The sequence below is a fragment of the Streptomyces sp. NPDC087901 genome (assembly GCF_044742205.1).
GTDB lineage: Bacteria > Actinomycetota > Actinomycetes > Streptomycetales > Streptomycetaceae > Streptomyces.
The window spans coordinates 320,140-331,863 of the sequence record NZ_JBIUUC010000009.1; the positions used below are offsets into that span (position 1 = coordinate 320,140).

7 protein-coding genes are annotated in these 11,724 nt (G+C 71.5%); 3 read left to right on the forward strand and 4 right to left on the reverse strand.

The annotated features are described in order from the left end of the window. Positions 1-67: 67 nt before the first annotated feature. The 3 genes from ACIOEW_RS27050 to ACIOEW_RS27060 form a co-directional block, all read right to left on the reverse strand. A complete protein-coding gene (locus ACIOEW_RS27050) occupies positions 68-2,674 on the reverse strand; it encodes a PA14 domain-containing protein (protein WP_401966567.1) in 2,607 nt (868 codons plus the stop codon). Between the two features lie 403 nt (positions 2,675-3,077). Then, positions 3,078-3,725 carry a GAP family protein gene (locus ACIOEW_RS27055; RefSeq protein ID WP_362554968.1) on the reverse strand — a complete coding sequence of 216 codons (648 nt, stop codon included), beginning with the start codon at positions 3,723-3,725 and terminating at the stop codon, positions 3,078-3,080. 224 nt (positions 3,726-3,949) lie between these two features. Beyond that, a complete protein-coding gene (locus ACIOEW_RS27060) occupies positions 3,950-4,663 on the reverse strand; it encodes a (2Fe-2S)-binding protein (RefSeq protein WP_401966568.1) in 714 nt (237 codons plus the stop codon). A gap of 225 nt (positions 4,664-4,888) precedes the next feature. On the opposite strand from ACIOEW_RS27060, the gene ACIOEW_RS27065 reads away from it, so the two are divergent. Continuing rightward, on the forward strand, positions 4,889-6,226 hold the full coding sequence (locus tag ACIOEW_RS27065; protein ID WP_401966570.1) for a DMT family transporter: 1,338 nt from the start codon (positions 4,889-4,891) through the stop codon (positions 6,224-6,226). On the opposite strand, the gene ACIOEW_RS27070 is transcribed toward ACIOEW_RS27065, so the two are convergent. Next, the gene (locus ACIOEW_RS27070; RefSeq protein WP_401966572.1) at positions 6,196-7,617 is read right to left on the reverse strand and encodes a transglycosylase family protein; all 1,422 of its coding nucleotides are present in this window, start codon (positions 7,615-7,617) and stop codon (positions 6,196-6,198) included. The two genes, ACIOEW_RS27065 and ACIOEW_RS27070, sit on opposite strands and share 31 nt — an antisense overlap. 229 nt (positions 7,618-7,846) lie before the next feature. Here ACIOEW_RS27070 and ACIOEW_RS27075 point away from each other — a divergent pair, with 229 nt between their 5' ends. Continuing rightward, positions 7,847-10,366, forward strand: coding sequence for a glycoside hydrolase family 3 C-terminal domain-containing protein (locus ACIOEW_RS27075; RefSeq protein ID WP_401966574.1), 2,520 nt, complete (start codon positions 7,847-7,849; stop codon positions 10,364-10,366). Between the two features lie 8 nt (positions 10,367-10,374). Next, positions 10,375-11,469 carry a LacI family DNA-binding transcriptional regulator gene (locus tag ACIOEW_RS27080; RefSeq protein ID WP_401966577.1) on the forward strand — a complete coding sequence of 365 codons (1,095 nt, stop codon included), beginning with the start codon at positions 10,375-10,377 and terminating at the stop codon, positions 11,467-11,469. The last annotated feature ends 255 nt before the right edge of the window (positions 11,470-11,724 follow it).

The window sequence follows — 11,724 nt, forward strand, 5'->3', positions numbered from 1 at the left end:
CGTCAAGGGGTCGGACGGTGCCGCTCCGGTCCGCCCGATGCGGGGCGGACCGGAGCGGCACCACAGGTCACGCGGCGGGGCAGCCCGCCACGACCGGCTTCGACGCGTCGCGGATCAGCGCCCGCTGGGCGTCGTGGACCCGCTTCACATCGGGCTTGACGACCCTGCGGTCGTAGGTGAGCAGACCGTTCAGCTCACCTTCCACGTCGGAGATCTGCGTGTACACCGCGCCGTTGCCGCCCTTGCAGGCCAGCGCGTGGACCTCGTCGAGCTTGGTGAGGTAGTCGTCGGTGTAGGTGGCCGGGTCGACCGCGATGTACGACTGCTGCACGGCCCACGCGTGGCCCGGCACCGCGAGGCCGAGTCCGCCGTACTCACCGCTGATCAGGGCCCGTTGACCGTCCGGCTTCGGAAGCGCGGGGCTCGGGTAGCCGTGCTCGTCGATGATGTCCCCTGTCCCGCCGTCGACGCCGAGGTTGATGCCGGACATGCTGTTCACCAGCCGTGTCGGGTCCCAGGCCTTGGCCTGGTCGGCGATCCGGGCCTCGTCGTACTGGCCCCAGCCCTCGTTGAAGGTGACCCACATGACGACGGACGGGTGGCTGGAGTGTTCGTCGATCATCTCCTTCATCTCGTGCTCGTACTCGGCACGCGCGGCGGCCGACGGATTGACGGTGTTCATCGCCGGCATGTCCTGCCAGACCATCAGACCCAGCTTGTCCGCCCAGTAGAACCAGCGGTCGGGCTCGACCTTGATGTGCTTGCGGACCGAGTTGAAGCCCAGCGCCTTGTGCATCTTCAGGTCGTACGCGAGCGCCTCGTCGGTGGGTGCGGTGTGCAGCCCGTCCGGCCAGAAACCCTGGTCGAGGGTGGCCATCAGGAAGACCGGCTTGCCGTTGAGGACGGTGCGCGGGGTGCCGTTCACCTTCTCGACGGCGATGGACCGCATCCCGAAGTAACTGCCGACCCGGTCGGATCCGACGGTGACCTTCAGCTGGTAGAGGTGCGGATCGTCGGCGGACCACAGGTGCGGATCGGGGACGGGCACCGTCAGCGCCGAACCGGTCCGGCCGGTGGCGGTGCCGACCTTGCGCTTGCCGTCGTACGCGGTCGCCGTGACCGGGACCCCGTCCCGTGCCCCGCGCACCTCGACGGCGACGCTCTCGCCCGGGACGTCCGGGGTGAGCTTCAGGGAGTCCGCGTGGTCGGCCGCGACCGGCTCCATCCAGACGGTCTGCCAGATACCGGAGGACGGGGTGTACCAGATGCCGCTCGGGTCCAGGCGCTGCTTGCCCATGGGCGGGTTCTCGCCGTCCGCGGCGTCCGTCGGGTCGTAGACGCCGACGATCAGCTCCTGGGTGCGGCCGGGCTTCAGCGCGTCGGTGACGTCGGCGCCGAACTTGTCGTAGCCGCCCTTGTGTTCGGCGACCTTGTGGCCGTTGACGTACACCTCGGACTGCCAGTCCACGGCCCCGAAGTTCAGCTGGAGACGCTTGCCCGAGCCGACCTTCCAGTCCTTCGGGACGGTGAAGGTCCGGCGGTACCACATGCGGTCCTCGTGCCGTTCGATCCCGGAGAGCTGCGACTCGACCGGGTACGGGACGAGGATCTTCTCGCCGAGCTTCTTGCCCACCGGCGGCTGCTCCCCTGTCTTCGCCGCGGCGAACTCCCAGGACCCGTTGAGGTTCTGCCAGTTGTCGCGGGTGAGCTGGGGACGCGGATACTCGGGCAGGGCATTCTTCGGCCCGACCTCGTCGGCCCACTTCGTGCGCAGCTGGTACGTGGAGTGGTTGGGCCCGCTGGACCAGAAGGCACCGACGGCCTTGCCGTCCTCGCCGGACAGAGCGCCGTCCCCGTCGTAACGGATGTCGGCCAGGCCCGTGGCGTCACCGGCCTTGTTCCCGACGACCGGTTCCTTGAGTGCGACGGTCAGACTGCGCGGGTCGGCCGGGTCGGCCTCGACCGCCCCGAGCGGCCACTCGGCCCCGCCGATGACGGCGTCCAGGTGGTTCACCAGACCGGCCGGCAGGGTGCCGAGCTTCTGCGCGAAGTCGAGCTTGAGTGTGCGGCCGTCGGCGAGCACGGTGGCGCCTATGGCCCCGTCGTACGCGAAGTCGTCCGGCAGCCGGAAGGCCGACTGCGGCACCGGCACCTTCGTGCCGCCCGGTTCGGTCCACTTGAGATGGAGGTTGGAGCCTCCCTGGTGCTCGAAGAACTCCACCTTGAAGTCGTAGGCGGTACCGGCGGTCAACTCGACCGGCTGGGAGGTCTGTTCCCGTTCCCAGTCGTCGACCCAGTGATCGATGACCGGCTTCCCGTCGATCCAGAGGCGGAAGCCGTTGTCCCCGATCATGGAGAACGTATGAGCGCCGGACTTCTCCGGCACGATCTTCCCGGTCCACCGGATGCTGGCGTCGTCGGCCTGTCCGGTGGCCGAGAGCAGCCGCGACTCCAGGGTCGGGAAGTCGATGGAGGTATCGAATCCGGTGGCCTTGAGCTCCCCGAAGTCGAAGGCGCCCGGGGCCGTCTGGGTGTAGTACTCCCCCTTCAGCCCCTGCACTTCGGCGGAGCCTCCGGGCTGCTGCCCGACCGCCGAAGCAGCGGGTACGGCAGACAGTCCGGCGGCCCCAACAGCGCCTGCCAGGAACAGAATCAGTCTCTTGTCGATGCGCACGGATCCTCCTTGGTGAGGAAGGGTGGCGGCTCGTTGCAACACGATGTACAACGTTGGAAGGAATGGCAGTTGGCATGACAGCACGCCGCATGTGGCGCTGTCCAGGTCCATGACAAGCCCGGATGCGGAGCGGAGGAACACCGGAGGAGGCCACGTCAGAGCCCCTGGCACCACGGCGCGGACCGGAACGCCACGCCGTCTTTTGGCATGCCCGGCGAGGGGTTGCGCTTGTCGCGGACCAGGCGCGCACGACGGGAGACGGGGCACGGACCATGCGCGCACGACGGGAGACGGGGCACGGACCATGCGCGCACGACGGGAGACGGGGTTGCGGATCAGGCGCGTACGACGGAAGGCCAGATCACGGATCAGACCAGCTCGGCTGGACGCAGGGAGCCATGGATCAGACGAGCTGGTAGATGCTCTTGGCGACCAGCCACACTCCGACCAGCAGCGACAACGTGACGATCACCTGGTCCTGATGGCTCTCGGTCCAGTCGCGCAGCGCACCGAGCTTCGCGCGGGACTTCGCGGGCCGGAACGTCGCGTACAACTCCATCGTGATCAGGCCGGAGGTGGCGAGCAGGCAGAAGGCCACGAGCGACACGTACGAGCCGAGCGAGGACAGATGCGCCTGGACGACCGTGGCGGCACCCGCGGCGACCAGACCCCAGGGCTGCAGAATGACGCCCAGCCCCGCAGCGGTCCACCCGGAGGCACTGTCCAGTCTCCCCAGCCACTTGGGGGTCCGGTGCTGCCGCCCGCCACCGCTCCGGCGCCGTTTCGACTCCGCGTAGACCACCATTCCGATACCCAGCGCCAGCTTGAGCGCCAGGGCGACCGTGGAGGGCGCGCTTCGGGGAACCGGCGGCTTGCCACCGGTCAGCAGAATCACCACGGCAAGTACCAGGACCAGACAGCCGAGCCACGCCAGGACGAACGCCAGTCCCTTCCGGACACCACGGGGCGCGGAGAGCAACAGGATGAACGCGCTGTTGTGCAGGGGCCCCACATTGATGGCGAGGCCGATGATGACGAGGTCAAGAACCATGCGTGGCGCCGATCGCCCCACGGGTGCGGGCACGCGGCCCGGCACCGAGCGCCCTCACGGTGGACTGCTGCATGCTCGAGCTCCTCGTCGCAGAGATGACACATTCTCCGTCGACTTCACAACCCGCGCCTTTCCGCCCGGTGCAGTACGTGCCGCACGGCCGGCGGGAGACACCCGAAAGGCTCTGTCCGGCGCCGGACCGGCACGCGGCGCGCGCTGTCCGCTCAGCCCGGTCCTGGCCGCCCCGGCGGTGTGCGGGGAGCATCGTCGAAGACGCAGTCACCGCACAGCCCACCGCCCGGGACTCGGTAGTAGAGACAACAGGTGCGCCTGCGGAAGCCCGGACCGTGCGGTGCGCCCGTATCGCGCAGATCCGCGTGGTCGAAGAGTTCGGCTGCCAGGGCGCGGGTGCGCGCGGCGACATCCGGCCTGCTGTGCGTACGCGCCCACCCGACCAGCTGGCGCACGGCTCCCGCCAGCGCGGAACCGGCGTTGCCCCACAGCAGGCGGACCGGCACGGGGGTGTCCCGGCGGATCGCGGCGCAGAGCGGTTCGAGATGGCCGTAGTGGACGGCGTCCCTGATCCGGGACGCCGAACCAGGAAGCATGGCGCCTCCATCGAGCCGCAGGTCGTCCGGGGCGGACAGCCGGGGGTCCCAATGAAGGTCCTCGGCCCGCAGAGCGGGGAATCCCCCGGTGAGGGCGGCCGGGCCCAGAGCGGTCGACCACAGCCGCGCGGCGAGCCCCAGATGCGCGACGGAGGCGGCGACCCGTCGTTCCGACGTGCCGAGGCGCTCCGCCACGGTGTCGATCCGGGCTGTGAGCGGTGCGTCCTCCCCCGCGTACAGCCGTGCCAGCGCAAGGTGCCCACCGTCCGGCACCGGGGCCGTCCGCAACGCGAAGAACCCGCCCGGGCCGGCCGCTTCGTTCTCGTCCATCGCGCTGCCGCCTCCTGCTCCGCCCGGCCACCTGATGTGACCCCGCGGGCACCGGCAGTGCCGCGGCTCGCGGTTCACCGTAACTGTGCGGGATGATCGTTCTGACGTCGGCCACAGGGAGGACTACCGTCGGGAGGAGGACACCGGGACCGCTCCCGTACTACCAAAGCAGTACGCCGAATCGCCGTCTCAGGGACGACGACGCGGGCGCTTTGAAGGGAGATCGTGGTGTACATGAGTTCCCTCGCGCTGTCCGTGCTCCTGTCACTGGTCTCCGCGGTCGCCTACGCGGCCGGGGCGATCGTCCAGGAGCGCGTGGCCACGGCCTCCGACGGCCGCTCACTCGCACCGCTGCGCAACCGGGTCTGGTGGGCCGCGGTGGCGCTGAACGGTGTGGGCGCCGTCCTGCACGTGGTGGCGCTGGCGTACGGTCCGCTCAGCCTCGTGCAGCCGCTGGGCGCCCTGACCATCGTCTTCGCCCTGCCGATGGCCGCCCTCTTCGTACGCCGCAGGGCCGGGGCGACCGCCTGGCGCGGCGCGGTCATGACGACGGCGGGGCTTGCGGGACTGCTGGCCCTGACCGGAAGTTCCGATGCGCACTCTCTGGGCGGGCCGCAGCAACTGATGCTCGCCGTCGTGACGTTCGGTGCGGTGGCCGCGCTCATCCTGGTCGCGAAGGCCATGCGCCGGCCGGTGATGCGCAGCGTGGTCCTGGCCGGGGCCGCAGGTGTCGCCTTCGGTATCGCGTCGGTGTTCACGAAGACCGTTGCCATGCAGTGGACCTCGGGCTCGGTGGGCGCGGGCCTTCCGACACTGCTGGTGATCGCTGCGCTCGCAGGGGCCGGGCTGCTGCTGTCCCAGGCCGCCTACCGCGGCGCGGGTCTGACGGCCCCGCTCGCCACGGTGACCGTGGTGAACCCGGTGGTGGCCGCCGCGGTCGGCATCACGCTGTTCGGTGAGCAGTTCCGTTACGGCACCGCGGGCACGATGCTCGCCCTCGCCTGCGGGGCCGTCGCGGCAGGCGGACTGATCATGCTCACCACGGAACGGATGAGCGCGGAGCGCCGGGAGGGCCGGCAGACCCCCGGCGAGCACTCGCAGGCCACTGCCCGCGCGGACGGGGCGTCCGACGGCGACGGCGCCACCGCCCCCTCATCTCCGCCGGGGCCCCTGTCCCCCGCCGCGTCCAGCGCCTCCGGCGAGGACCCGGCGGATTTCGCCGGGCCCGCCGGCTCGCCGGAACCGGCGGAGGCAGCGACCGATCCGGCGGGCGCTCCGCCCCGCCCGGTCCGGTCGGCGACGCCGACCGTGGTGGCCTTTCCCGAACCCACGGGGCCGATGCCGCCAGTGGCGGCCGCGGAAACGTTTCCCGCCCCGCTGCTGCCGCTGCCCGTGCGGATGCCGCTGGAGCGCCGGGTGGGTCAGGCGGAGTTCGGACCGGACCCGCGGCCGCGCGGAGGCGCCGTGCGAAAGGGCGCGTCATCCGCGGAGTCCACCGCCTCCGCCACCGCGGCCGGTGAGCGCCCCGGCGTTCAGACCCTGACGCCGCCCGCCCTGAGGTAGGCCAGCGGGTCGACATCGGAACCGTAGTCGGGTCCTGTCCGGACCTCGAAGTGCAGGTGCGGCCCTGTGACATTGCCGGTGGAGCCGGAGCGGGCGATGCGCTGTCCCCCGCCGACGTGCTGCCCGGAGCGCACGAGCAGCGACGACAGGTGCGCGTACTGGCTGTACTTGCCGTCGCCGTGCCGGATGACGATCTGGTAGCCGTACGCCCCGCCCCAGCCCGCCGAGACGACCGTGCCGGGAGCGACCGCCTTCACCGACGTGCCGGTGGGCACGGGGAAGTCGACGCCCGTGTGATAGCCGCTGGACCAGGAACCTGCCTGGTGATACGGGGTGCCTGTGCGAGCCGCCACCGGTGCGGTGAGCCCGGAGTGCTTCTCCGCCCGCTCGGGTTTGCGGGTCTCGGGTTTGCGGGTCTGGGCCTTGTGGCTCTCGGTCTTGTGGGTCTCGGTCTTGTGGGTCTCGGTCTTGTGGGTCTCCGTCTTCTTGGGTGTCGGCTTCGCCTGCTGTGTCTGCTTCGGCTGCGCCGCCGGCTTCGGCTTCGCCTGCTGCGCGGGCTGCGCCGTCTGCTTTCGCTCGGGCTGCGCCGTCCCCTTCGGTGCGGGTGCCGCCTTCTTCGGTGCGGGTGCCGCCTTCTCCTTGGCCCGCGGCTCCGACTTGGCATCCTGCTTCGGAGCAGCGCCGGTGGCGGTCCTGGCGGTCCCTGCCAGGTCGAGGCTCAGACGCTGGCCCGGGAAGATCAGGTCCGGGTCGTCACCGACAACCGTGCGGTTCGCCGAGTACAGCCGCTGCCAGCCGCCCTCCAGACGCCGGTCTGCCACGATCCCGGAGAGCGAGTCCCCGCGGGCCACGGTGTACGAGTCCCGCTTGCCCGGCACCGTCGTCGGGGTGGCGGGTAACGAGGCCTTCTTCGTCTCGGCCCTGGTCGGCACGGATGTCCGGGAATCGGCCCTCTTCGGCGTCGCGACCTCGGCCGTCCGCTCGGACTGCGCGTTGATGTCGGGTCCGTCACCGCCCCGCGTCAGGCCCGCCTTCCCGGAGCAGACCGGCCACGCACCCGGGCCCTGACCCTGAAGGACCTTCTCCGCGATGGCGATCTGCTGGTCCCTGGTGGCCAGGTCCGCGCGCGGCGCATAGACCGTGCCACCGTAGGCCGCCCAGGTCGACCGGGTGAACTGAAGCCCGCCGAAGTAGCCGTTGCCGGTGTTGATGTGCCAGTTACTGGTGGATTCGCACGCGGCGACCTTCTCCCAGACATCTCCTGACGCAGCACCGGCCGATGCGGCGGTGATGAGCGGGAGTGCAATGCCCGCGCCGCCCACCGTGACCGTGAGCGAAGCACGGTTGATGCGGCTGGGCTGGTATCTGCGGTGCCGTCCGTTCGCGGCCATGATGTGGCTCCCCCACAGGCAGTAGGACACGTCGCAAGCGGTCAACTTATGTGCAGACAACGGGTGATGACAAGGGCACAGCGAGTTCCGGCCACCGTCGGCGGCGGGCAGCCCCTGGCCCGTCCGGAACCGTTCCCCATTGACACGGTCGGCGTCGGCCAGCGACGCTGGGCGCGGCAGTTTGGGAGAGCGCTCTCCAATCCATCTGGGGTGCGGGGGTTGAAAGGGCATGACCGTCATGACGGACGAAGAGATCGATCCGCTGCTGGAGAAGCTCGGCCTGGCACAGAAGGTGCGTCTGCTGACCGGCGCGAGTACGTGGCGGACGTACGGCGAGCCGGCCGTCGCACTACGACCCCTCGTCCTCTCCGACGGACCCGCCGGGGTGCGCGGCGAGACCTGGGACGAGCGCGAGACGTCGCTCGTCCTGCCCTCCCCGACCGCGCTGGCAGCCTCGTGGGACGAACGGCTCCTCACGGATCTCGGTGCGCTGCTCGCCACGGAGGCCCGACGCAAAGGAGTGGACGTCCTCCTCGCGCCCACGCTGAATCTGCACCGGTCCCCGCTGGGCGGGCGGCATTTCGAGTGCTTCTCCGAGGATCCCCTCCTGACCGGGCGGACCGGCGCCGCGCTCGTCAAGGGCATCCAGTCCGGCGGGGTCGCCGCCACCGCCAAGCACTTCGTCGCCAACGACGCCGAGACGGAACGGCTGAACGTCGACGTGCGCATGGACGAACAGACGCTCCACGAGCTCTACCTCGCCCCGTTCGAGGCAGTGGTGGCGGCCGGCGTCTGGGCGGTCATGTCCGCGTACAACAAGGTCGACGGCGTCACCATGTCCGCCTCTCCGCTGCTGGAGCACCCGCTGAAGGAGGACTGGGGGTTCGAAGGGCCCGTGGTCTCGGACTGGGGCGGCGTGCGCACACTTCTGGACACCGCGCGCTCCGCGCAGGACCTGGCGATGCCGGGTCCCGCCGGCCCGTGGGCGGCCGGCCTGCTCACCGCCCTGGAACAGGGACTGGTCTCCCCCGAGGCGATCGACGACAAGGTGCGGCGCCTGCTCCGGCTCGCCGGGCGCGTGGGTGCGCTGGGATCACCCGGGCCGGTATGGCGGCCGGTGGTGGCGCCCGGTGCCCAGCGGACGTTGCTGCGTCGGGCCGTCGCCGCCGGTTCGGTGCTGCTCCGCAACGACGGGAATCTGCTGCCACTCGATCCGGCGGAGCTGCGCTCGGTCGCGGTCATCGGCCCGCACGCCACCGCGGTGCGCATTCAGGGCGGGGGCAGCGCGGAGGTGTTCCCCGACTCGGTGGTGACGCCACTGGCCGGAATCGAGGAGGCACTCGACGGCTCGGCGACAGTGACCCACCACCCCGGGCTGCCGCCGTCCGCCCGCCCCCTCCCGCTCACCCGGGAAGGGGCGCGGGATCCGCGCACCGGAGAACCGGGCGTGCTCGTCAGGCTGCTGGACGGGAACGGGGACGAACTCCGCACCGAGCACCGGCTGTCCGGGCGGATCGTGGAGCCCTCCGTCGTGACCGAAGGCTCCGCGGCCGTGGAGATCCGGTCCCTGGTCCGGCCTGACGTGGGCGGTGTGTGGACCTGGGCGGTGGGCGGCTGGGGCGACCTCTCGCTGTCCGTGGGCGGCCGGGAAGTCCTCTCCGGGTCGTTCCCGCTGGACAGCGATGACCCGACCCGGGTGCATGTCGCGCCTCCCCTGCGCTCCGTGCAGACCGAAATGGTCGCGGGCCGGGAGGTGGAGGTGGTGGCACGGCGCTCACTGGATCCAGGGACCGGAGTGGCGACCGTTCTCGCCGCCGCCCCGCCGCCCGGGGACGCCGGGTACGAGCTCGCCCGGGCCGTGGCCGCCGCGCGGGCGGCGGATGTCGCGGTGGTGGTCGTGGGCACGACCGAGGAGAGCGAGTCGGAGGGCCATGACCGCGAGAACCTCAGCCTGCCGGAGGACCAGGACGCGCTCGTACGGGCGGTGGCGCGGGCCAATCCGCGCACGGTGGTCGTGGTGAACGCGGGCGGCCCGGTCGCCCTTCCCTGGCACACCCGGGTGCCCGCGCTGATGCTCCAGTGGTTCCCGGGCCAGGAGGCCGGAAGCGGGCTGGCGGACGTCCTGTTCGGCCGGTCCGAGCCGGGCGGCCGGTTGCCGACCACGTGGGGCGCCGACCAGGACCACGTACCGGTGCTCGACACCGCCCCCGGAGCCGACGGGCGGCTTCGTTACGAGGAGGGCCTGCACATCGGCTATGCGGCCTGGCTCCGGTCCGGGGCCGTGCCGGCCTACTGGTTCGGCCACGGCCTGGGTTACACGAGCTGGGAGTACGAGGGGCTGACGGCCCCGGCGACGGTACGGGCCGGGGAGGCCTTCGACGTACACGTACGGGTACGCAATTCGGGACGGCGGCGCGGGCGCGAGGTGGTCCAGGTCTATGTGGCCAGGAGCGGATCGGCGGTCGAGCGGCCGGCCCTGCGCCTGATCGAGTACGCGGCGGTCGAGGCGGATCCCGGCGAGAGCGTGGTCGCGGTGGTCCGGGTGTCCGGGCGGGCCCTGGCGCACTGGTCGGTCCCGCTGCACGGGTGGGACACGGAGGCGGGCGACTTCGCGCTGCTGAGCGGCCGTTCGGCGGGCGATCTGCCGCTCGGCGCGACAGTGACGGCGACCGCAACGACCACTCCGGCCGGTACGGGCTGCGGTAACGGTTCGGATCGCCACGGAGAGCGCTCTCCGCTGATGCTATAAATGCGCTCATGACGGATGATCTGCGCTCGGCCGGTACACCCACCCTTGAGGACGTGGCGAGGGCGGCCGGTGTCTCCCGCGCCACCGTCTCCCGGGTGATCAACGGCGTACGGAATGTCGACCCCGTGATCCAGGAGGCCGTGCGCCAGGCGGTGGCTCTCACCGGCTACGCGCCCAACCGCGCCGCACGCTCCCTGGTGACCCGGCGCACGGACGCCATCGCCCTGGTGGTGTCGGGCGCGGGCGTCGAGCCCGAACCCTCCGACGGGGGGCCGACGGCGGACGCGGCCGATCCGGAGAGCGGATCGTCCTTCACCGCGCAGGTCTTCGCCGACCCGTTCTTCGGCCGGGTCGTCACCGGGGTGGTCAACTACCTCCGGCCGCGCGGGATGCACCCGGTCCTGATGTTCGCCGAGACGTCACGCGCCCGCGAGGACGTGGTCTCGTTCCTGCGCCAGGGCAGCGCCGACGGCGCACTGGTCGTCTCGACCCACGCGGAGGACCCGCTGCCCGGTCTGCTCACGGACGCCGGACTGCCCGCGGTGCTGTACGCCCGGCCCGCCCGGCCGGTCCGGATCAGCTATGTCGACCTCGCCCACCAGGACGGTGCGCGGCTGGCCGCCGAGCATCTGCTGACCCGCGGATGCCGGCGCATCGCGACCATCACCGGGCCGCTCAATGTGCCGGCCGGGCAGGAGCGGCTGGCCGGTTTCCGCGACACGATGACACAGCACGGGCATCCGTACATCCCTATCGCCGAGGGGCAGTTCACCCAGGAGAGCGGCGAGGCGGCGATGGAACGGCTGCTGGTCGAGCACCCGGATCTGGACGCGGTGTTCGCCGCCAACGACCTGATGGCGATGGGCGCCTGTCACGTCCTGCGGGAGCACGGCAAGCGGGTGCCCGAGGACGTCGCGGTGATCGGGTTCGACGACAGCAGCGCGGCGTCCGCCTGCCGGCCGCCGCTGACCACGGTCCGCCAGCCGGTCGAGGCGATGGCAGCCGAGATGGCCCGGCTGCTGATCGACCGGCTGTCGAAGCCGGACGGGGCGACGACGTCGGTGATCTTCGAACCCGCGCTGGTGGTCCGCGACTCGGCGTAGTCCGGCGCCGGTCCGGGTGCGGGCGCCGGCCCGGATGCGGGCGCCGGCCCGGATGCGGGTGCGGACGCGGGCGCCGGTGCTGGTGCTGGTGCTGGTGCTGGTGCGGTCATCGTCCGCCGCCCCGGGGGGTGTTGTGCTGCCCGGCCGCAACGGAAAGGAGCCGCTACGTGGAACGCGCCCGGCGAGCCTCGGCGTGCCGGGGGCCGTCGCTCGGGAGGTGACCTGGCCGGCCGCGTGGCGCCCCACGCCCCGGTC